Genomic DNA, 25,489 nt, shown 5'->3' on the forward strand with positions numbered 1-25,489 from the left:
TTCATTCTTCTTCCACCATGGCGATAACGGTGCCGTTTCTTCCGGTAATTCCGTAATCCAGACGGACAGCCCTTCGATAGGAAAAATAATCGACGGAACATGAAGTGCAGATACCGGCGATGGCGATGGATTCGCTGCGAATGCCGCAGCGCATAAGCTGCCGACGGGTAATCTGCCAGAAATCAAAATGGTTTTCCTTCACCAGGTACTTCCAGAAATCATGAGGCAGCTCTTCGCGGTAATTCACAAATTCACTGCAGCATGGCCCCAGAGACGGACTAACCCCAATCTCGAGATCCTGCGGCAGTGAACCATATTCGCTGTTCATGGCTGCCACTGTTTTTCCAAGAATATTTGCCACACTGCCGCGCCAGCCGTTATGAACAGCAGCAACCACACCGCGCACCGTATCGTAGATCAACACAGCCTGGCAATCTGCATGTGAGATCATCAAGCCGACATCAGCGAGATCTGTCGTAAGTGCGTCATATCCGTCAAGCCTACCTTCAGACAGCAGTGACCGAACATGATAGATTTTATCGCCATGAACCTGGCGGGAGGAGATTAAGTGCCGGATTCCGAATCCGGTTCTGAGCCGTTCTCTGTTGCGTTCGACCTTGTCGGCATCATCACCGATGTCGAAACCGATGTTATTTCCGGCAAAGAGTCCCTTGCTCACTCCGCCATGGCGTGATACCGTTCCATGAACAATGCCTGCAAAAGATTTTCTCAACAACGGCAGCACGTTTCCCCCGGTATTATCATTCAGCATATACGCCATCACACTCCGACTGAATGATTCCCAAATCCTTCAGGTGGACGTCCTGTTGAGGCTCCCGAAAGATGAAAACCAATCTTAAACAACAAAAACCCTTATTCAAATCCAGGGATGGCGGAACCAGAGAATTTCCGGACGCTTGAAGCAAGCATGTTTTTCCTGTCCCCGATGCCTTGGTCTTTTGCAGATCAAGGCACCTCCATATATTATGTGAGTTGTACCAGTGCGGCAATCACTTTTTTAACCGATCCCGGAAATTGCTCTTCACGGAGTGCGGGGCAGAGAAGAATGCGCGCTGCGGCTTTGCTCAAAAAGCGCTTATTTTAACACTGCCAGTGCGGCATCGAAATCAGGATCCTGTGCTATTTCGGGAACCTGTTCGGTATATTTGACAACTCCCTCGGCATCGGTCACCACAACTGCCCTGGAAAGAAGACCTGCCAGGGGGCCTGTGGTGATTTTTACACCATAATCCTCACCGAACCGAGGCGAACGAAAGGTGGAGAGGGCTGTTACCTTATCAAGCCCTTCCGCCTCGCAAAACCGATTATGGGCAAAGGGCAGATCTGCAGATATGCACAGAACAGCGGTATTATCCAGAGCAGAAGCCTCACTGTTGAATTTTCTTACAGAGGCGGCACATACCGGAGTATCCAGACTTGGAAAGATATTGAAAATTATCCTTTTGCCGGTAAAATCTGCAAGGCTGCGGTCCGATAAATCAGTTGCAGCCAGGGTGAAATCGGGAACTTTTCCACCGATTGTCGGAAGTTCCCCGATTGTTTCTATGGCGTTGCCTTTCAGTGTAATAGTGGTCATCGTATCTTCCTTGGTTTGTGTTTTTCATTGATGGTGAATTACAAGTCTCTTTGTCTCGAGAAGAAACTCGCCAGATTGTTGTCAATGACATATATGCAGATTTCTTTTGCCCCCTGGTGGGAATATTGGAATTTTTTTTGCAGATTCTCAATCATATAGGTAACATCATAGCGGATTTTTTTATCGTAAGTCTTAAATGACTCGCTGCCGAAATCCTTGACGGCCATACGGAAATTTTCATTTTTCAAAAAAGGCTCAAGGACCTTTTCCTTTAGATTATGAATATATTTGCTGTGCAGTTGCTTGAAAAGACTGGTCTTGGTAATATCAAGATTATCCCTGAGAATTTCCTGGGGGAGAGTCACCGAGGTATATTTTTTCTGAACATCGGCCCTAAACGCTTTGGCATTACTTCTTTGACTAAGCAGTTTTGATTCGATGCGCTGAAAAAACTCATCAGTGACTTCAATTTTATCACCGGTAAACCTGCAGGTTTCGATAGTGCCGGGTTCGAAATTCACGGCAAACATATAATTCTGTATACTGCGGGAGATCTGCGCCTCGTTATAATAATACAAAGACTCCTTAACTTCCTGCAATATTCCGTAGTTATACATCTTCTGCACTGAGTCGAGAAAACCCGGAGGCAGGATGTTCTTGTCCTGCTTGCAGTATTTCTTAAAAAACTTCACGAGCATGGACATATCAATAAGCTTGTCTTCTGAAAAATAGTCCGCATAAAATTCATTAAACATCTTCAGGGAATCCCGGCCGGACAAACCTTTCCAACCGTCTCTTTCGGATTCGGCAATTATCTTCTGCCGTCTCTTGGCGGTAAAGCTCTTTAAATCCTCCTCCGACAGCCATTTGGGAATATGGCCGGTATAGATTTCCATTTTAAGGAGTTGCAGATTCTGATCGCAATAGGTGTCGTATTTCCCCGGATCACCAATCCAGTCAAGCATTGCTTCGGACTTTGTGTGGAGACGGGTGGCAATAATAACCCTGGCGAAATTATGTAGAACTCTGGGCAGAAAACTCTCATCTATATGTTTGCCGAAAGTATTACGGTATATCTCCACTTCCGTTTTCAGATCAAGAATGTAGGGAACATTAATATATTCGATCCTGTCCGAGAAGGCCTGCAGATCCTTGAGCATCATCTTATCCTCGGGATTCATCAGCGCCAACAGGAGTGAGTTAACGTATTCTTCTGTATTCTCGACCTTGTGCACCCCGTCGCTGATTATGTTGTGCAGTTCCATGAGCCGCTCGGTATTATGGGATTTAATATCCATCAAGGCATAGATTCCATCGTTGGTTTTGGCATAGCTCGAATAAATATAATCAACCCGGTCAGAATCACTGAGAAGGATATCCAGACTGCGCTGCACCATCTCGTTGCGAAGTACGGCTTCGCTCAACGGCTTGTCACCCGGGTTGTAAACCGAAATGCCCTCTCCCACCCGTCTGTTTTTTATATATGGCCGGGCATACACCATATCCAGCACCTTGCGTGGATCATTATGTAAACGCATCAGGGATTGATAGAGCGACATACAGACGGTGCAGGGAGTATCGAGAAAAACCCATTCATACTTTTTTTCGGTGAAGAGCTTCCATTTAAACTCTTCATTTTCAAGCAGATCGTCAAAGAACCGGCGACGGGCGTTTTTCGGTATATGGAGGATCGGATTATCATGGCTGGGGCAGGCAATCTCGATATGATCGCCGAGCAGTTCATCCCCGTTCTTACAGGCTTTGCGCATTTCCTCTGCAAGATCCTCCTTGCCCTCATTTTCAAGATACCAGGCCAATCTGTCGGTCAGATTATTGAAAGAGTGCATGCCGCCAAAAAGATGATCGCGCTTGAGCCGCCATACCGTCTCATAACGCTTACCTTCACTGGTCCGCGAATATTCTTCAAATTTTCGCAGAAGATTATTGAGAAAAGTCGATTTGCCGCTGCCATGAGGACCTTCGAAAATGTAAATCTTATTCTGCTGGGCGCCCACCGAGAGGGATTCCACATGCCTGGCCAAACGGTTGGCAAAAAGCCTGTCGGCAAAAAAAGGACGGTCTGAATTCTCGACAAAGAGCCGGCTGCTGTCATAATTGACATAGTTTATCGACTCGGGATCATCATGGTATTCGTCCTGATCCGCGGTGACATAGGTATGGAACATGTCGGCATAGTATTGATAGATATTGCGGATGACCCTTTCCGGATGAAGACTCAACTCTTCGAGGAATTCGCTGAAGGAAAGTGTCGGGTGCTGTTTCCATTCGCTTTCACTCTGTTGTATATTTTTAAGCGCTTGTGATACATTCGGCATAGTTACATTCCTGAAATGATACTGACAAGGTTCTATTTCTGCAGAAAATCAGCCCAGGTCTTTTCTGCTCAGCATCCGGTCCTTCATCCTATAGCGCACCCGTCTCCAGGAGACTTCCTGCGGCGGTTTTTCCGTCCTCTGCGGACGCCCTGCGGGACCAGTGGTATTGCGCAGTGTCGCCTCCGAGGTATCGAGATAAACCTGATTTCCCCAGAGATACTCGAGACCAAGCAATGTTCCCTTGATATATTCCTTCACCAGTGGTTTTTCCTCGAAAACATGGTTGAGATGGAGACTGTTGTCTTCTGTAACGCTGATTTCGATGGAGGGAGGGTGATAGAGAGAATCAAGCACCATCTTTTTATATTGTTGGGCATCCCTGCTCTTGACATAATACTGCCAGGTCATGCGCTCCTTGTTAAGTCTTTTGCCGCTGACAAAAAGCCGATGCCGGTCGACAAAATCCTGATCTACAAAGGAGTTGATGAACATGGAGTCTGAACAGTTTTCCCGCACCTGGAAAATATAGTCACGGCCGCTCATGGTTTTTTCGTCAAATTCAGCACGTTCCGCCCTATCCCTGAGATGACTGAAATTCCACGATATCCTTCCTTTATTACCGAGATCCTCCAGATAGGAAAAGAGGCGCATTCCCAGGGCATAGGGGTTAAGCCCCACCCTGGGCATCGAGGTTACCTTGGCATTGACAATAGCGAAGTCGACCTCGTGTCCGCTTATCCGGTCATCGCTGAGAAAGAGCTCCTCATGCCAGTAACTGGCCCAGCCTTCATTGAGAATCTTGGTCCTGATCTGCGGCTGAAAATAGAGAGAGGTGCCACGTACCGCCTCCAGGATCATCAGCATCCAGCGGTTCTTGTCTTTGTTGAGAAACTCTGAATTTTCCATGAGAAACCGGAAAATGTCCTGGTGACCTCCTGTTTTTTTATCTTTACGGTACTGGGAGTAGAGCGATTCGAATTCGGCAAATTTAGTCTGCACCGATTCGATGAACTGGTTTTCCGCCTCTTGGGGATTTTCCTTTACCAGGGAGTTGTACCGTTCAATCTCCTTGACGTAGGAGGTAACGGAAACCTTTTTTTGGCGCTGCAGGAATATATCGAAATAGAAGTCGAGCCTCTTCAGCTTGGTCCCCTTCTTCGGTCCGGAAAACCTGGCCAGTTCCTTATGAAATCCGACGAGATTATCAAGGGCCCTGGCGAACTCGATGATGTAATCAACCCAACGCCCTTTCTCGGAACGCAGCTTGGCTATCATCCGTTTATCGGAGAGAGCGCGGGAGACGAAATCATAATCCCAGGTATGGCGGAAATACAGATTATTCTGAAAGAAATCAATATGTCCGATAACATGATAAAAAATCATCACGTTGAGCCAGTCGGGATTATTATCATTATAAAAAGAGATGGCGGGCCTGGTGTTGATCACGGTCTCGTAGGGATTGCCGGGATAGAGCTCATAACGGCCCTTCCCCTTGAGTACTTCAACATCCTGCACCCAGTAGTCATAGAGGGTGGGAATCATATTTTTTGGTGAAAGTTCAAGAAGATCACGGTTGGTGACGATGTATTCGAGGCTCTCATCCTGAAAACTCAGTCCCTTTCCCCGAGCCCTCTCCTTGCATCCTTCCATTATTTTCTTGGCATGCTGGCTGATCAGTTCCATCTTGATCGTCCTGTATTACTTTTCATTTTGTTTCCTGTAGCGATCCAAGGCCTTAGGATATCAGTTTCTTGATACCCTCGATCAGTCTCGGCTCATCGCTCTCTTTCTTCATCACATCGAGGCGCAGCAACTCCTTTTTTTCTTCGAGAAGTCCCGATTTTTTTAGATATTTTTCCACTTCGGTGCCACCGCTGATGCCGTAGCCGTTTTCGGCAACCGTTATGCCGATACGATTGGCATAGGTCAGCATTTTTTCCAATTCCGGCAGGGTTTCCCTGCCCGTGGTATCCCAGTCATCTCCGTCGGTGCCATGAAAGATATAAATATTGTAATCACGCTCCAGGCTCTCTTGGGCAACAATCTCATTGACCAGCCTGTAGGCAGAGGCCACCTGGGTACCGCCTGCCACCCGAAGGTTGTAGTAGGTATGAAAATCTTTCACTTCCTTTGCTTCGGTATCATGCAGGATAAAGCGGGTTTCCACATGATTCTCATACTGATAGATTAGCCAGGAATAGATGAGAACATGCTGGGTAACCACCATTTCGGTGGGATTGCCATGCATCGAGCCGGAATAATCGCGCAGAAAAAAGACCACGGCCTGTGACTCATAATCCTTCTCACGGGAGAGAATTCTATAGATGCGGTCTGCAGGAGAGATCAGCAGGTCCCGGGGCTCGATAATCTGTCCGGTTTTAATGCGGCCCAGGCCGATATTTGTTTCTATGATCTTTTTCAGGGTCGCCTTTTTATCTATGATCTGACCAAAGCCCCTGTTCTTGTCGGTAAGATCATAGACGTAACGCGACAGGGAACGCTTTTTTCCTTTCTCCTTGAGATTCGGTAATTGAAACTGCTCGGTAAGAATCCGTCCCATATCATAGGCATTGGTGTCAGTCTCATGACTGCCGCCCTCTCCCTGGCCCGCACCCCCCTCGCCGCCTTCCTGCTCTTCGCGCACCGGCTGTTCACCGATCACTTCTCCTTCTTCACCTTCGCCGCTGCCGCCTTCGTTCTCGCTCTCTTCTTCGTTTTCACGTATCTGGTCGTGGAGCAGCTTCTCCTCCACGGTGGTAGGGACGACAACCACCTTTTCGGCGCCGTCCTGACTCGGCTTTATCATTTTCCCAATGCGGATTTTGCGGGGGAAGCCGTCTTTTTCCCGCTGGGTGTCCCGGGCAATCAGATCATCAATGGACTGAGAAAATGTCATGGGCATTCTCATCACGACATTATCCTGAAGGGTATCGAGATCATTATATTCCCAGATTCTTTTGATAAACGGCGCAGCACATTTGAGTCTTTCCTGATTTTCCCTGATCAGGCGGAGCTCAAGCTCAATAATGCGTTTCTGCTTCGGGGTCAGTTTTTTATCATTCAACCGCCGGTTGAGCATTTCCATTTTTTCTTTCATTCTTCCATCCGCTTTGCTGTTTCATTGCCATAGTGGCTGGAGCAGGATCAGTTTTCATCCTCCTGCGTACAGAAATATTCGATAGTTTTCTGAGCACAGGTCTGGCAGTAGTTGAGCTTGTTGAGCATGGTGTCGACCATCCTGTCGTACAGCTTCTGGTTCTCTTCATTGGTTCGATTGGCCAGGGCGCCGATAAGGCTGCCGGCTCCGGCGATATCCGATTTGAGGCGAACATCGGTCACCGCCTTCACCAGTTCAAGGTTGTCCATGAAATCGTAATTCGGATCAACGGAGATTTTCTGTCCGTAAATCTTACGGATCGAGGTCCTGAAGGTCTCTTTCTGCTCCTTGGTCTTCAAACCAAGCCTGTCCTCCACCGAGTCGATATACCTCTCATCGATTTTCAATGCCTGCAGCTCACCGGTCTGAGGATTTTTGTATTTCCACATTTTGTCGGGTCCGAGATTCTCGGCATCAATACCTATGATCATATTGACATAATGCATCACATCCTTGCGGATTGCCAGCGGCTCATCCATATAGGCGTTGAACATCTCGGTCATGATCCGTTCCCGGTACAACCCCTTGGCAATTTTCAGATCATCGAGAAATTTGGCTCTGTCATGTGACTCGGAAACATAATCGAGAACCACCCTCTCCAGGCAACGGAAGATATCATAGGCAAACATGCAGCTGCCCTCATTGGTTTCCGAGCTTTCAAGAAGCAGCTGGATGGACCGGCCAAGATTTCTCTGCCCCAGCCCTTTCTGGCCGAAGCGCTTGGTAATATCCGGATCCTGATTAAGGGTGTCGATTACCTCTGACAGCGTCTTGATGCTCTTTTCTCCGGCAACCTCGCCGGAGGCGAGTTTCATGGTCTCGATGGTGGTCAGCTTTTCACTGCGCGGCAGACGGCTCAGTACCACGGCAATGGATGCGGCATAATTCAGATTCGGATCCTGGTGCATCGCATCCCCGGTAAGTGTGGATTTGGCCTCGTTGCCAATTGCATAGGCGGTCAAATCATGCTGCAGCTTGTAGTTGGTATTATGGGCCACATAGCAGATGCGGCAGCGGTCAACGATAGGCGCCTCCTCCTTCTCGGCGAGAAAGCGGTTGAATTCCGAGTTATTGCTGGTTGCGATGATCAGGGTGTCGATCGGCCATTTGTATCCGTCGATTTCGATAGACCTGTTCTGGATAATGCCCAGATATACCTGGACCAGATCCTTTTTGTTCTTGTAGATCTCGTCGCTGAAATGGATGCCGCCCCCGGCCACCCGGGCCAGAGCCCCGCGACGCAGGTCGAAACGATAGGGGTTGTTGGTATCGGTTATATGCAGCAGCCTCTGGATTGATTCCTCACCGAGAAGATCAACAGCCGAGGAAGTGATCTTATCCTTGGCCGGATATTTTCCGGTCACCGTCCCCAGGCTCTCGGTAAGCGGGACCGGAATAATCTCGATATGCTTGAGCATGTCATCGAGGTTGCCGTCGTTATGATTACGGATGTCATTCCAGATATAGGATGAACATGCCCCCAGGGGCCGATAGTTACCAAACCAGCTTTCCAGCTGATGGTCGGTCAAGCGATAGCGCCTGGCCAGATAATTCTGAGATTCCTCGACGGTTTCGTGGAGATTCATTGCCAGAACCATCGGGTCTTCATAGGTCTGGGAATCGATATATTTTATATGGCCATAACTGCCTATTTCATCCACCCCATTGTATCTGAAAGTATATTTTCTGTTTTGCGGATGAGTGAGGAATTTCCTATACAGCCAGCAGATATATTCCACCAGAAAGGTCTTGCCATTGCCAGGTTCACCGACCAGCACGAATGCCATTTCTTTTGATGATCCGCCTTCCGCGGCATCTTTTACGAAGGAGACAAAGGAATTGATTTCATCATACATGCCGATGATATGCTTTTTTCCCTCTCTGAAAACTGTAAAATCGAAGGTGGTCTTACCGTTGACCAGCACCTTGTCTATCTTGCCCTGAAGAATCATCCGGGAAACACTCTGAAAAGCATTTTCAAAAACTCTTTCCCCTTTTTTAACAGCGGTTATATGCTGATGAAGCGTTATATTTTTTGGTGATGGCATCTTGCCCTCCTTAAGCAAATCAGATTAACACAGGTATCCTGTATGTATTATCCGCATATGTTTCCCGTTATTTCAAGGTAATTATTAAGGTTGAATTATGCTATCATGACTCTCACCGGCGATATCGGCTGCTTAAACCAGCGAATCTCTTTCGCGCAAAATCTTGTGGAGACAGGGAGAAGCCGGCAGCTATGACTCCCAGGGAAAAAATCAGCGATCGCCGAAACTTTACGGGGTATCCAAATACACCATTTATAATTATACTAAGACTATCCGTAAAACCTGCGGTACAACTCAACATGGAGATACAGATGAACAAACCTGTACAAACTGACAAGGCACCATCGGCTATCGGTCCCTATTCCCAAGGTATTATCAGTGGAGACTTTCTCTTCGTCTCCGGCCAGCTCGCCATCGATCCGGCACACGGCACGATCATCGAGGGGAACATGGGCGCCCAAACCGAACAAATACTACACAATCTCGCGGCAGTTACCGAAGCCGCCGGGACAGGGTTGGCAAATGTCGTCAAGACTACAATATTCTTGAAAGACCTCGGTGATTTTGCCGAAGTCAACGAGGCCTATGGCCGGTTTTTTAAAGACAATCCACCGGCCCGTTCAACTGTGCAGGTGGCTGCACTGCCGCTCAATGCCCGCATTGAAATCGAGGCCGTCGTTTCCATGGCGTAAAAATCCCTTCAGGAAAAAATGTTATGTCGTTCAGCGCAAAAGATATTCTGCAGATGCAGGTGGCGCCTGCCCTAGGATGTACCGAACCCGTCGCCGTTGCCCTTGGTGCCGCTGCGGCAGCCTCGCTCCTTCCGGACCGCACCATTGACTCCATCGACTCCATAGAGATCCTGCTCGATCCCAACATCTACAAAAACGGCCTTGCCGTCATCATTCCCGGAACTCACGGCATGATCGGGCTGGACACTGCTTCAATTCTTGGAGCACTCGGCGGTGATCCTGCGCTCGGGCTCGAAGTGCTGGCCGATATCGATGACGACACCGTGGCTGGGGCAAAGACTTTTCTCGAGCACAAAGGAGTTACCGTCAATCTGCGCGAAGAGTCCGGTCTCTATGTGCATACCACGATCAAAAGCGCAGAAGTTATCGCCGAATCAGTCATCGTCCGGCGGCACAATAATATTGTCGAACTAAGACTCAATGGCATAATCCAGAAAGGATCGCCTCTGCTGAAGGAGCTCAACGATGGCACAACCGTCAGCCGGCATCAGCAGCTCGAGGACTGGCTGAAACAAAGACGCCTGGAAGATCTGGTGGCCTTGATAGAGGGTCTGGACGCCGAAGATCTGCAGTTCATCGAAGAAGGGATTCAATGTAATCTTAAACTGGCCGCCTATGGCCTCAAGTACGGTACCGGACTCGGCATTGGCAAGGCACTGGAGAGGATGCTCAAACAAAAACTGCTGACAAGGGATATGTCCATGACCGCTAAAATCCTCACCTCCGCGGCGGCCGACGCCCGCATGGGCGGGGCAAGACTGCCCGCGATGAGCTCCGCCGGCAGCGGCAACCATGGCCTGACCGCCACCCTGCCGATCTGGGCGATAAAGGATTTCATCGATCATGATCACGAAACTGTCCTGCGGGCCGTGGGCCTGAGCCATATCGTTACCGCCTATGTCAAGGCGCACATCGGCACTCTTTCGGCGGTCTGCGGATGCTCTGTCGCCGCCGGAGCGGGTGCCGCCGCCGGAATCACCTACCTGATCGGCGGCGACGCCGGACATATGGCCGGGGCGATCAAAAACATCTCTGAGGATCTCACCGGAATAATCTGCGACGGCGCCAAGGCTGGCTGTGCCATCAAGCTCAACACCGCCGCCGGGGCAGCGGTTCAGGCCGCTCTTTTTTCGCTGCAGGGTATCAGCGTGCAGGACACCGACGGCATCATCGGCGACGGCCCGGAATCGACTGTCCGCAATATGGGAATTATAAGTACCGAGGGAATGGTAGCAACGGATAAAACCATCATCAAAATAATGAGGGAAAAGCAGCAGCTCAAAGCCGGGAAGAGCTAAAGACTCCTATGGACGAAAAGGAAAATATAACGTTTCAGCCCGGAAAGGTTCTTGACGGCAAGTGGATAATCATCGAGCTCATCGGCAAAGGTGCCATGGGGGAGGTATATAGAGCCCATCAAACCAATCTAAAGCGCGATGTTGCCATAAAGATTATCTCGGAAACCATCCTTTCCGAGATAGAGGAAGATCCTGTTGAACTGGAAATTGCCTTTGCCAGATTTCAGCGAGAAGTGCAGACCATGGCACAGGTCCGTCATCCCAACGTTCTCACCATATACGACTATGGAGAAGTAGCCGACAGCGAATCCGGAGGTTTCCGGACGGCCTATATCGTCATGGAATATATTCCAGGCAATTCCCTGCGCTTCACCCTCTCCGACGACGGTCTCGATGATGCCCCGGAGCTGTTTGCTCAGTGGATTCGCAACTACTTCCTACCTGTACTTGACGGAGTAGAGGTATTGCATACCCACAAAATCGTACACCGCGACCTCAAGCCGGAAAATATCTTCATGGACGGGAATATACCCAAGATCGCCGACTTCGGGCTGGCCCGATCCTACCAAATGAAGGCAGTGACCAGTTCAGTCGAGATGCTTGGTACTTTGGCCTATATGTCCCCCGAACAGTGTTCCGATTTTAAAACTGCCGATTATCCCACCGATATATATGCCTTGGGTAAAATTCTTTTTGAAGCGGTTCATGGAAAACTCACCCAGAAAATCGTCCCCTTCACCTCCGTTGGTATCGATGATTCCGAAGGTGAGTTCATGGCGGCGATCGATGGTGTAATCAGAAAGGCAACCGCGGAAAGACCCGAACAACGTTATCAAAATGTGCAGGGGCTGAGGAATGAAGTGCAGGAAGCTCTTTCCCTTTTCGAAAAAAGCGGCCGCGGTGAAGCAGGGGAAAGTGGAGCGACAGCTATGGGGCGGCACCATAAATGGCTTGCGGCGGGCGTTATTGCGGCAATTCTTTCAGTTTCGGCAATGACCGTATACCACATGCTGGAGCAAGACGACAGTCCTGTCAGCCTGGAGGAGCAGGCTCATCTTGGCAGTGGTGGCACTTCAGCAGACAATCAAATGATCGTTTCGGCAGATGATGCTCAGAGTCTGGAAGCTTTCCTGACGGGCAGAGACGGCAGCCGGATGATATTGACCGGTCAACGGGACATGTCCGGTGCAAATCCTCCGTTTTACATGGACTGGCAGAAGGTCACCAACTTTTTGTTTGTGGAATTTCTTAATGCGGTCAAAGAGAAGGTCTTTGTTGAAAACGGCGTTGTTCGCCACGGGGATACCATCGTCAACTATATCGGCCGAGACTCAACAGCCGAACAGCAGATAATTTTCGAACATGACACCTTTCACCTCCTCAATCAGGAGAACGGCGACACACCGGTGCTGCGTGTGACCTATCACGGGGCAATGATGTATGCAGGACATTACGGCAAAGAGCTTCTCACTGAGGATGAGTGGCGTTTCGCCTACCTCTATCACCTGGAAAACCCTGCAGATGAAACTCCGCAGGAACAACCCGGGGAACCAGCTGGTCACCAGATGATGATGCACGAGCCCTCTCCTCCTCAGGAAGAAGTGGTTGAAAGGGAGGTCCTGGACAAAATGGGGGTTGAAATCAAGGAGTGGGTCCGTGTACCTAAAGATGCTGCACCTGATGAATCACAGCAGGAACAGCTCTTCAGCGGTGTCATCGATGCCGCGATGATCAATAGAAACCAGGAAGCCTCCCCGCGTTATCCGTGGGAAGGTTTTTTCGACGTTGGCTTCAGGACCAAAGTCCCGGTCGAACTCAACTAATGGGATAGGATTCTGTCTCTTCAGGCTGCTCCATATCCGATGTTCTGCGGGAAAGGCTGCCTGACCGGCCTGCCCCTTCTTTGTTACTTTCCTGATTCCTCTTAATCCTCAGCACAATGCCTGAAAATCCTGAGTTTCAGGGGTAATCAGATTTACTTTTTCCCTTGCCTGCACCACTCATAGGCATTTTGAAACATGCGCATCCAGGGTGAGACTTTAAGATGCCGCATTTCCACAGGCAGATAGTGCGCCTGCCAGGGCAAAAACACCCTTTCCGGATGAGGCATCAGGGCCAGATGACGGCCATCTTCCGAGCAAAGTCCTGCAATTCCTTTGGTGGAACCGCTGGGATTGAAGGGATACGCTTCCGTGGTATTGCCCTGATCATTGACATAGAAGAGAGGGGCCATGCCCTGGTTCTGCACCTTGTTCTGCACATCAGCGTCTGGAAAAATCAGCCTGCCTTCACCATGATCGACATGGATGCCGAAGACCAGGTCCTCCATGCCGGCAAGCATCATTGCCTTCGACTTTTTCACCTTGACCGTCGACCATCTCGACTCGAAGCGCCCGGATACATTAGCGACAAATCGTGGCTGCTCGGCTGCGGAAAGGCCGCGCCAGGGCACCCAGCCCAGCAGTCCGAAAAGCTGACAACCGTTGCATACTCCGAGGCTGAAGGTATCTTGGCGGTTGTAAAACTCATCGAACAGCGCTTTGAGCCGCTCGTTAAAAAGAATGGTTGCCGCCCATCCTTTGGCCGACTCAGGCACATCGGCGTAGGAAAAACCACCCACCGCGGCAAGCCCCTGGAAGCTCTCCAGTGTGACCCGACCTTCCAGCAGATCCGTCATGCAGATATCCCAGGGCTCGAAGCCGGCGCTGTAAAAAGCCGAAGTCATCTCACGATCCGAGTTGGAGCCTTCGTCGCGCAGGATGGCAACCTTGGGCTTATCGTTACGCACCAGCAAATCAGCCGGCGTCGGCAGCGGATCGAAACTTAATTTATATTCCGGCCCGGTACGCTGAAAGATGTTCTTTTTCTCCTCATCCGCACAATCGGGGTTCATTTGCAGGTGCTCGATCTGGTAGCTGGTCTCTTCCCAGATCTGACGGAGAACGTACATATTTTCCTGGAGGACGATCTCCTGATTATAGGAGAGGATAATCTGGGGTTCCACCAGAGTTCGGCCGATTTCCTCATAGGATATACCGGCTACATCGAAGGAGTATTTGACTTCCTCGAGGGTATCCTCGCGAATCTCGAGAACGATCCCAAGTTCCTCGGAAAACAGCGAGGCAATCGCCGATTCCCATCCCTGAACATCCACTTCAAAACCGCAATTGCCACCGAAGGCCATCTCCAGCAAGGTGACGATCAGGCCGCCGTCGCTCCGGTCATGGCCGGCAAGAATTAAGTTTTTATCAATAAGGTCCTGCACCGTCTGAAAGCATCTTCTCAGCAGGCCGGTATCCCGGAGATCGGGGACAAGATAACCGATCTGCTCCTGGGTCTGGGCAAAGGAGGAACCTCCCAGCCTGTTGTAATCCTTGCTCAGATTGATGAACAGCAGGATTGAACCCGGCTCCTTGATATCGGGAGTAACCACCTTGGTAATATCGGGTACCGCGCCATAGAGAGAGACCACAAGCTGCCGCGGTGATTTTACGGTTCTGCCCTCCACCATGGTCGCCATGGAAAGACTGTCCTTGCCTCCATCCACCGCAATGCCGAGGCTGATCATCACATTTCTCATGGCCTTGGCGGCATCATACAGGGCAGCTCCTTCGCCTTCGAGTTTGGGAGCCCACATCCAGTTGGCTGAGCACTTTACCTGGTCGAGTTCTTCAACCCTGGCCCACATCAGGTTGGTCAGGGCCTCACCGACCGCCATCCGTGCTCCGGCCGCGGGGTCAACCAGTATTTTAATGGGCTGCTCACCTATAGCCGTGGCGCCTCCGGTTTTGCCGAAATGGCTCTGAGCCACGACGGCAACATTGCTCAGCGGCAGCTGCAGCGGGCCACAGCATTGCTGCTGGGCGATGAGTCCGGTGACGGCACGGTCGACCTTGTTGGTGAGAAAGCGTTTAGAACCGACAGAAACCAGACGCAGTACATCATCAAGGGCATCCCTTACCGTTAAATCGCCGGAAAAGGTCAGAGGGACATGCTTGGGATCGGCCCGTCGATCTTCGAAAACCTTGCGGGGAATATTGCCCAGCAGTTCATCGAGCTCAATATCAACGGGAGTGGAGCCATCCCATGAATCATGGACGACGAAGCGCAGATCCCCCGTGACCTCACCCAGCACCTCGCAAGCCACCTTTTCTCTGGCACAGATCCGTTTGAATTTTTCGATATTATCCGGATGAATGAGGAAACCGGTGCGTTCCTGGTATTCGGCAACATAAATCTCCAGGACAGACATGGTGGGATCGCCGACCCTGATATTGCGGATGTCGACCCATCCTCCGGAATCTTCAACCAGTTCTTTAAGCACATTTGCAGGTCCACCGGCACCCTGATCATGAATCACGTCAATGAGAGTTTTGTCGCCCATTTCGTTGCAGGCGCGAATGACGCGGTTCATTTTCTGTTCCATCTCCGCATCACCGCGCTGGACGGCATCAAAATCAAGCTCCGAGACATTCTCGCCCTGGAGCATGCTGGAAGCCGCGCCTCCCCCGAAGCCGACACGGTAGGCCGGTCCGCCGACCTGCACAATGAGCAGCCCTTTCTCCTGCGGACCCTTCTCTATGTGTCTGTGGTCGATCTGGCCGATACCGGCGGTAAACATGATGGGTTTCAGGAAGGCCCACCTTTCTCCATTGGGCAGTTCCATGTCGAAGGATCTGGTAAATCCCTGGATCAGGGGTTCACCGAATTTATTGCCGTAATCTGAAGCTCCGTTACTGGCCTCTATCTCGATTTCCAGCGGAGATGCCAGATTCTCGGAACGACTGTAGGAATGCTCCCAGGACAACGGATAACCGGGAATATTAAGATCACCGACACAGTATCCCGCAGTACCGGCAATCACAAAGCCGCCCTGTCCGGTCCCCTGAACGTCGCGAATCCTGCCACCGGTTCCTGTTTCCGCTCCCGGAAAAGGCGCCACGCCTGTTGGAAAATTATGGGTTTCTGCGGTCAGCAGCACATCGTAACATACTTCACTTTCGACAAATTGCGATGGCGCTCCGGGATTTTCAGGCAACAGCGTTTTGATATCGTAGCCGGCAATGACGCTGGAGTTGTCCTTGAAGGCAATGACGGATCCTTTGGGATTGGCTTTCAAGGTATCGGTAACCATCTCGAAGAGAGTGGCTTCACAGGTTTTGCCGTCAATCACCTGCTTGCCCTTGAAGTAGCCGTGCCTTGAATGTTCGGAGTTGGCGTTATTGAGATCCATGATCTCGACGATGGTGGGATTGCGGCCGATCTTTTTGACGAAATAACTATGATAAAAATTCCGATCCCACTCATCCATTGAAATACCGGGAATTTCCTCGAGAGCCGCCGGGCCTTTGCTCATCAAATCGATTTCGTATACCGGCTCCGGCTCGACCCCGGTCTCAAAAGTAGTCAGTGCCCGGCTGTATCGGCATTCCGTCATCCGGTCATGGTGACTTTCTAAAAATTCTTCAATGGAAGTTCCCTCAGGCACAATATAGCGTCTTGATCGTTCGACGCGGGTTACCGTATCAAGGCCGATGGCCCTGCAGATTGACACCATATTGGATGACCAGGCGGTGGCAAAATTGAGGCGCGGTCCCACCTCGACCACACGATCACCATGAAGAACAGGCGCTGTAGATACTGTCTCCACCAGGAATCCATCTGCCAGGACCAGCCGCAGAGACTCTATCTCCTTTTCGTTCAAAGGCCTGGTTGATTCGATGTTAAAACAATATGCCCTTGTTTCATCAATGGCTCGGTAGAGCTGCACGACGACAGTTGAACCCATTCTATAATCCTTTTCCTCTGGTATCCATCCGGCCAAGGGCCGGTATAAAGTCTTTTTTAGTTGATTATTAACGAAGCTCAGCAGGTTTTATGCTTGCCGGGGCTGAAGATCTTGAAAACCTTTTTTACTGTCATTCCAAATTCTTCTTTGGCGCCTTACCGGAAAAGACAAATGTCATTGGCTGAGTTAATTTGGTAATCCTTTTTTTTACATATTACTATCTGGAAATTTAGTACGTTACTCCCCAAAACTGTCATAAAAAAAACAAGAAAAAGGAAACTATATTAAAAAATAGCAGGTTGAGTCTACCGGCAAGGTACTTATCTTGGCCGGTTAACCGGCTTTCCGGGGTTAGGTGACTTACGCCCAGACATTTAACCACAAACTCACGGCTTCGTAAAGGAGACTTCGACCCCGGCTGCAGTTTACCCAGGCAGCTGAAAATTCGATATCCGACGCTCTCCTGATACAGGATTACGGCTTCCCCTGAAGCTAGTGGCCTAAGGGCTATCCATGAGACAGGCACATGCGCTCAAGTTCCGGCCCCACCTCACTCCAATCTACACAGGGACGGTTGAATCCCTTGGGAAAAATGAGAGGGCAGCCGAAGGCGGAATCATCTACATACACATGAGCATGAACCTTGGGGCTGACGGTCCAGCTTTTCTGCGTTGGATTTTCATTCACCGCATAGAACTCAATCCCCTGCTCCTGCAAATAGCGCCTGGCATCGCTTAACGCCGTTTTGAAAAGAATACTGTCCGAGCGCATGGTGAACAGAATCAATTTTGCTCCGTATTTATTTAACCTTTTCAGCCACTTTATTGCGCCTGGTACTGGTTTTCCAATTTCCGGAAAACAATGATCCACTATGGTGCCGTCAAAATCCACACAAATTATCATACACACTCCCAACCCGGCCGAGCCGAAAAGATACCTTCACAGACAGTTCACCGAAGGTACTACTAGAAGCTCAGCAGGTTTCTTCTTCGATTTTCACAGGGGATACAGAGCTGAATGGCTCGCTTGGAGAGTCAAAATAGTCCTTTCGCCATTTAAAGTCAGCGGGTATATAGGACGATCGAGACATCTTGAAAAGCGCCGGCATCACAGCCGGACCCGATACAATCAAAAGCCAGATGATACCACTATGCAGTCAGCGAAATTAACCCCTGAATCTATGCTACATATCTATTACCTCCAAGGTAGAATAGCAAAAGACAAGAAAATTGTTAATAAAAACTATTTGGGAACCTGGGAAGAAGATGAATTCTCTTTTGTTTTTTTTCTCCAGGAGGCTCCTGATGCCATAGAGGCTCTGATAGAGGAACAGAAAGATCTGGTCCTGCTCGATACCTACCAGATGACCTATGAACAATGGCAGGGGGGCAAGATCGAGCCCCGCCAAATCGGCGGATTCCTTGTCGTTCCGCCGTGGTTTACTCCTCCTGCCGAAGAACCCTCCACGGTAATAACTCTTGACCCCGGCGTGGTTTTCGGCAACGGCCTGCATCCGACCACCAGAGACTGCCTCCAGGCAATAGAAATCACATGCGCCGGCGGCAAAGTCGAAACCATGCTCGATCTCGGCACTGGTACAGGCATTCTCGCTTTGGCCGCAATTAAACGGGGCTGTATAAAGGCAGTGGCGGTCGACTATAATTTTCTGGCATGCCGGACGGCCAGAGACAATGTTGTCCTGAATGAAATGGAAAACAACATTGTGGTTATAAATAGTCAGGCCGAAATATTCTCGGAGATCCCCACGGATTTGCTGGTGGCCAACATCCATTATGATATTATGAAAGACATTATCCGCTCTGAAGGATTTCTCAAACAGAAATGGTTTGTACTCTCCGGCCTTCTGACCAGCGAAGCGGCGAAGGTAGAGGAATATCTCGCCGGACTGCCGGTGCTTATTCTGCAAAGATGGAGCCAGGACGGCACCTGGCACACTATTTTAGGCATAACCGCAACAGCTTGAGGGCGCTTCAGAGGTTGCCGGAGCTGGCAAGCGGTCTCAATAGAAACCATCACCATTATCACCGAGGTCGACTCTATGGATTCATCATTCGCAGAACTGAAAAAACATATCAGATCTATTCCCGACTGGCCCAAAAAGGGTGTGGTTTTTCGTGATATCAGCACCCTGATGGCCGACAAGCTGATTTTCAGAAAGGTCATCGATGTCTTTGTGTATCGATATCTTCAGGCGGAAATCGATGCAGTGGTGGCCATAGACGCCCGAGGTTTTATTATCGGGGCCCCGCTTGCCTATCTCTTAAATACCTCCTTCGTCCCTGTGCGCAAGAAAGACAAACTCCCGGGAGACACCATAGGCCGGGCCTATTCTCTTGAATATGGAGAAGCGGAAGTAGAAATACATACAGATGCCCTGCAAAAGGGAGAGAGAGTATTGCTGGTTGATGATCTGATCGCTACCGGGGGTACCATGCTCGCCGCAGCCCAGCTTATCGAGCAGTTAGGAGCGAAAATTTTCGAGGCAACGGCCATCATAGACCTGCCCGATATCGGCGGTAGCGCCAAACTCCGCTCCGCAGGAGTATCGGTTCACACCTTCTGTGAATTCGAAGGGGATTGAACAGGGCAAACTGCCGAGTTTTGGGATTCCCCGCTTTGCACCGAAATTGAAATCTCTAAAGCCCTTACCAGTTGGAAGCAAACGGCACAAAAGCGCCGTCTTTTACCGACACCATGGTGAAGGCATCTATTTTCAGACCGCTGTGGTCATGAACAGCGAATACCCTGCCCAACGTACACCCTCAGTGCAATTCTTACCCTGTATATGTGCAACCTTTGTAACACCATGAGAAATTATTTCAGCAAAACTGTGGGCCGTGAGTATATGTTACGCTATTTATTGATTATTTTTATATGGAAACGGATGGCACAATCTATGCAAAATGAAATGGGTCTTGTCTCAAAAAACTCTTTCCGTCAGCTCAACAAAAGGAGAAACCAATGAAACTGAAGAGATTGTCCGCCGTTGCCGTCTTATTTCTTGTCCTTGTCTTTACCCTTGCCACTAATACAATGGCTATTTCCTCTGCCAAACCATCTCCACAGTCTCCGATAATCCCTGTGCAATTGGGGACGGATGTCAACAATCTGGTTTTTACCGGAACAGTCAAAAAGATTCCCACCGGCACCGCCCTGGTCACTCCCAATGCCACCTATCACCTGGCCGGCGGGAACTTTGAAGGCATTGTCGGAAAGGTTGTCAACATTATCGGTACCGTTGTCAAGGAAGGCACTGTTGAGAAGATCCAGGTGGCACGCGCCCAACTGGCTTCTCGTGAGTAGCACCTGAAATATACCGCCAACCTATCCTTTCTCCGCATAATATCGGCCAAGATAGTGGAGGGGTTTGGTTTTCCAGGAACTCCCCTGCCTGGTTAATTACAATTACCCTCCACTGTTTTTCGACTCCTGCCCATTCCTGCAGATTCTACCGTCATCCATCCGACAACTATTTGTAATCGGCTACCTGAATATTATATTTCTTGATCTTGTAATGGATTGATCTTCTACTGATATCGAGAAGTTCGGCAGCACGTTTCTGGACACCGTTTGTCTGCTTGAGAGCACGGATTATGGCCTCTTTCTCGCTTCGCTCAATGGAAAACGACTTGGTTGTCTCTGCTTCTATTTCGGTCGATTCTTCCGCCACTGCCAGCTGCAGATCATCAGGCAGCAGTTTATTGTTGCGGCACAATACGACACCGGCCTCCAGCGCGTTCTTCAGTTCTCTGACGTTACCGGGCCATTGATGATTTTCCATCCAGGCGATGGTCTCTTCCGGAATCTCAACCGGCGGCAGGCCCTGCTCGTCGCACTGCTTTTTCACTAAAAACCGGGCCAGGGCGGCAATATCCTCTTTCCTTTCCCGTAGCGGCGGCACGTTGATAGTGATCACCCGAAGCCGGTAGTAGAGGTCCTGCCGGAAATTGCCTTCCTTTATCTCCAGGGGTAAATCTGCATTGGTGGCCGAAACCACACGACAATCAACAGATATCTCCTTAATTGCCCCGACTCTTCGTATTTTTCTTTCTTCAAGGAAGCGCAGTAATCTGCTTTGCATTTCCGAGGAAATATTTCCTATTTCGTCAAGAAAGAGAGTGCCTCCATCGGCAGCTTCTATCAAACCAGGCTTATCTTGTACCGCATTGGTGAAAGCACCCCGCATATGACCGAACAGCTCACTCTCCAGGATTCCCGGGGGTGTGGAACCGCAATCCACCACCATATATGCAGCTCCCCGCCTTGAGGAATGGTTGTGAACCGCTTTGGCGATGCATTCCTTGCCGACCCCGCTCTCACCAAGGATCAGAACATTCACATTGCTGGCGCCGACCTTCTTGGTCATTGTATGGAGCTCCTGCATTACCGGATTAGTACCCCAATAGAAACCATCTTCAAATAACGGCGTTTCCGAGGTATCCGGAGGACCTGCATTCTGTTGGAGAGTACTGTTGACCTTAGCTACCAGCTCTTTTCCATCAAAGGGCTTGGAGATGTAGTCGACAGCACCGGCTTTCACAGCCATCACTGCATCCGGGATAGTTCCGTAGGCGGTGAGAAAAATAATGGGCAGGAACTGGCTTTGTTTGCGAACTTCCCAGAAAAGGTCCATACCGCTCATCTCCGGCATTTTCATGTCGGAAATCATCAAATCGACATTTGTCTCTTTGAGAGTTTTCAGAGCGGAAAGGCCGTCGCTGGCTTGAATTACTGAGAATCCGGCTGCCGATAGTCTTGCTTCCAAAACTACAAGAATATTGGGATCATCATCGACAACCAGAATTGTTGTCGGAGTGGTCATGGTTTCCTTTTTTCCTGTATCTCTTGATCAATGGCTTCCAGAACTGATATCTGGTGCTCAAGCTTTTTGATTGTTTTTTGCAACTCCTCGATTTCCTCCTGATGTTTCTTTATCAATTCGCCTTCCTTCTTGGTGGTTACATATCGAATTTCAGGCCTGCATTCAAGCAGATCTACCTGCGCGCTGATGGCGGTGGCCAACATCTTCGGATTTTCTCCATAGCCGTCTACTTCAACCCCCGGCTCCTGCCATTGTTCCATCATCGCCAGCGCCAGTTCCAATTCATTAGTGTTTTCTGCGGTTATGATGGCAAGACTGGCCAGACCATAAACAGCCTGGTTGACATAGAATGGTTTTTCGCTGTTGTTCCGGACCTTAGAGTAAAGTTCTTCAGCCAGCGTGTAATTTCCTGCGAAAAAGGCATATTCCGCATGGAACAGTGATCCTATTTCAGGATCAGGAACACCTAATCCCTCAAGGGTCTGGATGACACTGCAGCCGGAGAGCCCCAAAGCGAGCAAAGCTGCCGATAAAAAACAACACAGTGAAACACGAATATTTTTTTTCAACATACAGCACCACATAATTTGAGCATCAAACAAGTTATTTAGGGAAGGGTAAGTTGACTCGAAGTTCCCGGATGGCTAAAAACCTATGATACGGGGAATCAGGTTTATTTAGTCGCCGTCAAAGTTCAGGCGGCCTTCTTCTTTTCATTTATTTCACACGGGAGAGAGCAATAGAACGAGCATCCTTTTTTATTATTATTCTTAACGTATATTTCACCGCCATGGAACTGAATAATTCTCTTGGAAATGCTTAAGCCGAGACCTACGCCGTCCATATGATTTCTGGCGTTTTTAGCACGGTAATATTTGCTGAATATTAAAGACTGTTCTTGATCTGTGATTCCGGGGCCTTGATCTGTAATCTGGTAGACAAGCATATCATTTTTACTCTCCAGAGAAAGCGCTATATCGATCTTTCCGCCTTTTGGAGAAAACTTGATCGCATTCTCAAGAAGATTAAAAAGAACCTGCTGCAACTCCTTTTTCACACCGATGAGAACGGGTGGATCTGACATTTTATAGAACTTCATTGCCACGCTTTTCGCTTTGGCAGTCGGTATCAGCCCTCGGGAAACCTCTAAAACGAGATTATTGGGATCGATCAATACAGGAGTGACCTTTCTGGTTTCAGCGTCAAGACGGGAAACCTGAAGAAGATGATTCAATAGATCGCTTATACGATAAATTTCCGACTGGGCTATCTCCAGAAATTGAGTTTGCCTCTCATTTACTCCACCCAATACACCTTCCAGTATCATATTGACGGACTCCCTGATGGAAGACAAGGGCGTGCGGATTTCATGACTGAGAGTGGCTATAAATTCCGAACGCAGCTCTTCCTCTTCCTTCAGTTGCCGGCTCATATCATTGAAGGCCACGGCGAGTTCACCAAACTCATCTTTACGATCGATATTGATCTCCTCGGTGTCCTTTTCGGAGGAAATGTTTCTGAGCGCGTGTTTCAGTTCCTTGAGCGGTTGCAATATCGATTTTGAGAGAAAAAGTACGGCAATCAGACCGACGATAATGGTAATTCCCATGCCGATGAGACCGTTTCGAACACTTAACTTTCCCCGATTGTTGATATCGAACAGCGATTTTTCTATCTCCCGATCGTTAGCCAACCTGGCCGCAGATATGGTTTCAAGCCAGGTATTAATCTTCCTTTCCGGGGCCCATTTATGATTTCCCGGCGACACACCTTCATCACCATTGCGAATGCTCTGCACATGATCGTTATATTCGGCGGCTAAGTCCTGCCAGATCGAAGCAACTTTAAATTCAGGAGATTCCAGTGACAATAGTTTTTCCAGGCTCGATTCGAAACTCTCCTGTTCCTCGTAAAAATAGTCCAGGTAAATATCTTTATTGAGCAATCGATATTTTTTATCGTTGGCTTCCATACTCAGGAGGCTCTCGTACAACACCTTGGAAATTGCCGATATTTCATTGTTCTTGCTCACTATACGCTCGGTCACCGCGACAATTTTCTGAGTATTAGTGAACAATATCAAAAGTGTACCATAAAATATCAGCACGAAGACCAAAAATGCTCCCAGTACCTTCTTGGTAATGCCGAGTTTAAAGTTACCTAATCTTCTCAAATTTTTATGTCCCACTCTGTTGATTAAACTATTCAGGTAATAGGTCATAATCGTCAAGCCGGCCGAACGACCTGCCACTATGCGGCATGTTTTTTCCACGGCAATACAGAATGCGGCAGAGATTTGAACACAGCGCGTTCAGCTCTATCTTTGCTCTTCCGGACGATTCGAGGACAGGTAATGCTGACCGGATGGCTACTGAATAATTACTCTTTTTCTCTTATAATTCCAACAACTTCATATGATTAAATATACACCGTATTACAACGGCTTATGACATTCTCCGCCCTATTCATAACAAACCGTTGTTGAAATCACAAGTTCTGATATATTCATTTTTTGTTGGACCCGTCCATCTCGTCAACTTTTATAAGTTTTTAGGTGATATCATTTTTTCAGTATGCTGAATAAGACCGCCTTCACCTTGCCTCTTATACAGCTCTAATATTGATGGACTCCTAAATCGTCACCATTAACGCTCTCGAATGACCGGATAAAATGGCACGACCACTGCGTATTCAATATCCAGGTGCATTTTATTACATCACCCAATACGGCAATGAAAGGAAAGCCTTTTTTAAGTCGGCGGATGACTATGCAAATTTCCTTGAGATCTTAAAAACATCCATGGCAACGCACAGCACAGCCCTCCATGGTTTTGTACTCCTGAAAAACCACTTTCACCTTCTGATCGAAACGCCTCTCGGTAATCTCAGCGAGTTTATGCGCCACCTGAATATAACCTATACTGCATATTTTAACAGGATATACCAGCGCAGAGGACATATTTACGCGGGAAGATACAAGAGCATAGTTCTGGAAAAGGACCTTTACCTCCTGCCTCTGTCGCAGTATCTGCACCTCAATCCCATTATGGTCGGGATGCAAAAGAGGTGCAGCAGATCAAGAAGGAACGCCTTTCTGCCCACCTGGAAATGGAGCAGCCTTCCCGGTTTCATGGGCACTTATCCCAGGTACCACTTTATCAATCATCAATTGGTCCTGGATTCTTTCGGGGGAGATACTCCGCAGGGTCGACGGAAATATACGGAGGCGCTGCTTCAGTTGCCGGGCCACGGTCTTTCGCTGAAAGCGAAAATCATCGACCAATCCATTCTGGGTTCCAGCGCATTTGTAAGGGAGATGAAAAAAAGAAGCGGCACAACCTTGCCTCATAAACAGCCCGGAGTTAAAAAGATCGGCCGTTTTCTGGAACAGGAAAAAATTCTCACGGAACTTGAACGGGGACTGCACTGCGAGCGTGATCAGCTGCTAAAAATTCCCGGAGACCGACGCAGTATTGCCATGGATATGCTCTATCGCTACGGGGGCCTTACCAATCCGGCCATCGCCGTTTTAATGAATCTCGACTATACCTCGATCAGCCTTACCCGAAAAAAAATACGGCAGAAACGTCTTCACGACCCTGCCCTCAATGCAGGAATGACTCTTCTGGAAACACGCCTGGAACGCTTGAGAAGTCTTTAAATCCTGCTT

General features: G+C 49.1%; 18 protein-coding genes. 7 read left to right on the plus strand and 11 right to left on the minus strand.

Annotated elements, in window-relative coordinates:
* Position 1 precedes the first annotated feature (1 nt).
* The 6 genes from JWG88_RS19220 to JWG88_RS19245 form a co-directional block, all read right to left on the minus strand.
* A complete protein-coding gene (locus tag JWG88_RS19220; protein WP_205235416.1) occupies positions 2-772 on the minus strand; it encodes a purine nucleoside phosphorylase YfiH/LACC1 family protein in 771 nt (256 codons plus the stop codon).
* Positions 773-1,096: 324 nt separating this feature from the next.
* The gene (gene tpx, locus JWG88_RS19225) at positions 1,097-1,597 is read right to left on the minus strand and encodes a thiol peroxidase (protein WP_205235417.1); all 501 of its coding nucleotides are present in this window, start codon (positions 1,595-1,597) and stop codon (positions 1,097-1,099) included.
* Positions 1,598-1,635: 38 nt separating this feature from the next.
* The gene (locus JWG88_RS19230) at positions 1,636-3,933 is read right to left on the minus strand and encodes a serine protein kinase PrkA (protein ID WP_205235418.1); all 2,298 of its coding nucleotides are present in this window, start codon (positions 3,931-3,933) and stop codon (positions 1,636-1,638) included.
* A gap of 48 nt (positions 3,934-3,981) precedes the next feature.
* Positions 3,982-5,616: a SpoVR family protein gene (locus JWG88_RS19235; protein WP_205235419.1), complete on the minus strand. Its 1,635-nt coding sequence runs from the start codon at positions 5,614-5,616 to the stop codon at positions 3,982-3,984.
* A 52-nt stretch (positions 5,617-5,668) separates the two neighbouring features.
* On the minus strand, positions 5,669-7,030 hold the full coding sequence (locus tag JWG88_RS19240; protein WP_205235420.1) for a DUF444 family protein: 1,362 nt from the start codon (positions 7,028-7,030) through the stop codon (positions 5,669-5,671).
* Between the two features lie 47 nt (positions 7,031-7,077).
* Complete coding sequence (locus tag JWG88_RS19245) at positions 7,078-9,138, minus strand: serine protein kinase PrkA (protein WP_205235421.1); 2,061 nt, start codon at positions 9,136-9,138, stop codon at positions 7,078-7,080.
* A gap of 311 nt (positions 9,139-9,449) precedes the next feature.
* On the opposite strand from JWG88_RS19245, the gene JWG88_RS19250 reads away from it, so the two are divergent.
* The 3 genes from JWG88_RS19250 to JWG88_RS19260 are packed head-to-tail and all read left to right on the plus strand — an operon-like array spanning position 9,450 to position 13,011.
* On the plus strand, positions 9,450-9,830 hold the full coding sequence (locus tag JWG88_RS19250) for a RidA family protein (RefSeq protein ID WP_205235422.1): 381 nt from the start codon (positions 9,450-9,452) through the stop codon (positions 9,828-9,830).
* A gap of 23 nt (positions 9,831-9,853) precedes the next feature.
* Positions 9,854-11,188, plus strand: coding sequence for an L-cysteine desulfidase family protein (locus JWG88_RS19255; RefSeq protein ID WP_205235423.1), 1,335 nt, complete (start codon positions 9,854-9,856; stop codon positions 11,186-11,188).
* A gap of 8 nt (positions 11,189-11,196) precedes the next feature.
* Complete coding sequence (locus tag JWG88_RS19260; protein ID WP_205235424.1) at positions 11,197-13,011, plus strand: serine/threonine protein kinase; 1,815 nt, start codon at positions 11,197-11,199, stop codon at positions 13,009-13,011.
* Between the two features lie 152 nt (positions 13,012-13,163).
* On the opposite strand, the gene purL is transcribed toward JWG88_RS19260, so the two are convergent.
* A complete protein-coding gene (gene purL, locus JWG88_RS19265; RefSeq protein WP_205235425.1) occupies positions 13,164-16,976 on the minus strand; it encodes a phosphoribosylformylglycinamidine synthase in 3,813 nt (1,270 codons plus the stop codon).
* A gap of 507 nt (positions 16,977-17,483) precedes the next feature.
* Complete coding sequence (locus JWG88_RS19270) at positions 17,484-17,879, minus strand: HAD family hydrolase (RefSeq protein ID WP_205235426.1); 396 nt, start codon at positions 17,877-17,879, stop codon at positions 17,484-17,486.
* A 247-nt stretch (positions 17,880-18,126) separates the two neighbouring features.
* Here JWG88_RS19270 and JWG88_RS19275 point away from each other — a divergent pair, with 247 nt between their 5' ends.
* From JWG88_RS19275 to JWG88_RS19285, 3 genes are all read left to right on the plus strand, one after another.
* Positions 18,127-18,960, plus strand: a complete 834-nt coding sequence (locus tag JWG88_RS19275; protein WP_205235427.1) for a 50S ribosomal protein L11 methyltransferase — start codon at positions 18,127-18,129, stop codon at positions 18,958-18,960.
* A gap of 75 nt (positions 18,961-19,035) precedes the next feature.
* The gene (locus tag JWG88_RS19280) at positions 19,036-19,578 is read left to right on the plus strand and encodes an adenine phosphoribosyltransferase (RefSeq protein ID WP_205235428.1); all 543 of its coding nucleotides are present in this window, start codon (positions 19,036-19,038) and stop codon (positions 19,576-19,578) included.
* 380 nt (positions 19,579-19,958) lie between these two features.
* Positions 19,959-20,300, plus strand: coding sequence for a hypothetical protein (locus JWG88_RS19285; protein ID WP_205235429.1), 342 nt, complete (start codon positions 19,959-19,961; stop codon positions 20,298-20,300).
* A gap of 166 nt (positions 20,301-20,466) precedes the next feature.
* Here JWG88_RS19285 and JWG88_RS19290 read toward each other — a convergent pair whose 3' ends face one another.
* The 3 genes from JWG88_RS19290 to JWG88_RS19300 form a co-directional block, all read right to left on the minus strand.
* The gene (locus tag JWG88_RS19290) at positions 20,467-21,819 is read right to left on the minus strand and encodes a sigma-54-dependent transcriptional regulator (protein WP_205235430.1); all 1,353 of its coding nucleotides are present in this window, start codon (positions 21,817-21,819) and stop codon (positions 20,467-20,469) included.
* Positions 21,816-22,391: a hypothetical protein gene (locus tag JWG88_RS19295; protein ID WP_205235431.1), complete on the minus strand. Its 576-nt coding sequence runs from the start codon at positions 22,389-22,391 to the stop codon at positions 21,816-21,818. Before JWG88_RS19295 ends, JWG88_RS19290 begins: the two co-directional genes overlap by 4 nt.
* Before the next feature lie 122 nt (positions 22,392-22,513).
* On the minus strand, positions 22,514-23,992 hold the full coding sequence (locus JWG88_RS19300; RefSeq protein ID WP_205235432.1) for a sensor histidine kinase: 1,479 nt from the start codon (positions 23,990-23,992) through the stop codon (positions 22,514-22,516).
* Between the two features lie 498 nt (positions 23,993-24,490).
* Between JWG88_RS19300 and JWG88_RS19305 the strand changes: the two genes are divergently transcribed.
* A complete protein-coding gene (locus JWG88_RS19305) occupies positions 24,491-25,480 on the plus strand; it encodes a transposase (protein ID WP_205235433.1) in 990 nt (329 codons plus the stop codon).
* The last annotated feature ends 9 nt before the right edge of the window (positions 25,481-25,489 follow it).

The organism is Desulfopila inferna (assembly GCF_016919005.1).
GTDB classification, from domain to species: domain Bacteria; phylum Desulfobacterota; class Desulfobulbia; order Desulfobulbales; family Desulfocapsaceae; genus Desulfopila_A; species Desulfopila_A inferna.

What these genes read in the sequence shown, in the direction of transcription:
- JWG88_RS19285 (WP_205235429.1), top strand. Translation starts at nt 19,959, where the DNA reads ATGAAACTGAAGAGATTGTCCGCCGTTGCCGTCTTATTTCTTGTCCTT.
- JWG88_RS19235 (WP_205235419.1), bottom strand. Translation starts at nt 5,616, where the DNA reads ATGGAACTGATCAGCCAGCATGCCAAGAAAATAATGGAAGGATGCAAG.
- JWG88_RS19280 (WP_205235428.1), top strand. Translation starts at nt 19,036, where the DNA reads ATGGATTCATCATTCGCAGAACTGAAAAAACATATCAGATCTATTCCC.
- JWG88_RS19230 (WP_205235418.1), bottom strand. Translation starts at nt 3,933, where the DNA reads ATGCCGAATGTATCACAAGCGCTTAAAAATATACAACAGAGTGAAAGC.
- JWG88_RS19260 (WP_205235424.1), top strand. Translation starts at nt 11,197, where the DNA reads ATGGACGAAAAGGAAAATATAACGTTTCAGCCCGGAAAGGTTCTTGAC.
- JWG88_RS19270 (WP_205235426.1), bottom strand. Translation starts at nt 17,879, where the DNA reads ATGATAATTTGTGTGGATTTTGACGGCACCATAGTGGATCATTGTTTT.
- JWG88_RS19245 (WP_205235421.1), bottom strand. Translation starts at nt 9,138, where the DNA reads ATGCCATCACCAAAAAATATAACGCTTCATCAGCATATAACCGCTGTT.
- JWG88_RS19240 (WP_205235420.1), bottom strand. Translation starts at nt 7,030, where the DNA reads ATGAAAGAAAAAATGGAAATGCTCAACCGGCGGTTGAATGATAAAAAA.
- JWG88_RS19290 (WP_205235430.1), bottom strand. Translation starts at nt 21,819, where the DNA reads ATGACCACTCCGACAACAATTCTGGTTGTCGATGATGATCCCAATATT.
- purL (WP_205235425.1), bottom strand. Translation starts at nt 16,976, where the DNA reads ATGGGTTCAACTGTCGTCGTGCAGCTCTACCGAGCCATTGATGAAACA.
- JWG88_RS19295 (WP_205235431.1), bottom strand. Translation starts at nt 22,391, where the DNA reads ATGTTGAAAAAAAATATTCGTGTTTCACTGTGTTGTTTTTTATCGGCA.
- JWG88_RS19250 (WP_205235422.1), top strand. Translation starts at nt 9,450, where the DNA reads ATGAACAAACCTGTACAAACTGACAAGGCACCATCGGCTATCGGTCCC.
- JWG88_RS19305 (WP_205235433.1), top strand. Translation starts at nt 24,491, where the DNA reads ATGGCACGACCACTGCGTATTCAATATCCAGGTGCATTTTATTACATC.
- JWG88_RS19255 (WP_205235423.1), top strand. Translation starts at nt 9,854, where the DNA reads ATGTCGTTCAGCGCAAAAGATATTCTGCAGATGCAGGTGGCGCCTGCC.
- tpx (WP_205235417.1), bottom strand. Translation starts at nt 1,597, where the DNA reads ATGACCACTATTACACTGAAAGGCAACGCCATAGAAACAATCGGGGAA.
- JWG88_RS19275 (WP_205235427.1), top strand. Translation starts at nt 18,127, where the DNA reads ATGCAGTCAGCGAAATTAACCCCTGAATCTATGCTACATATCTATTAC.
- JWG88_RS19220 (WP_205235416.1), bottom strand. Translation starts at nt 772, where the DNA reads ATGCTGAATGATAATACCGGGGGAAACGTGCTGCCGTTGTTGAGAAAA.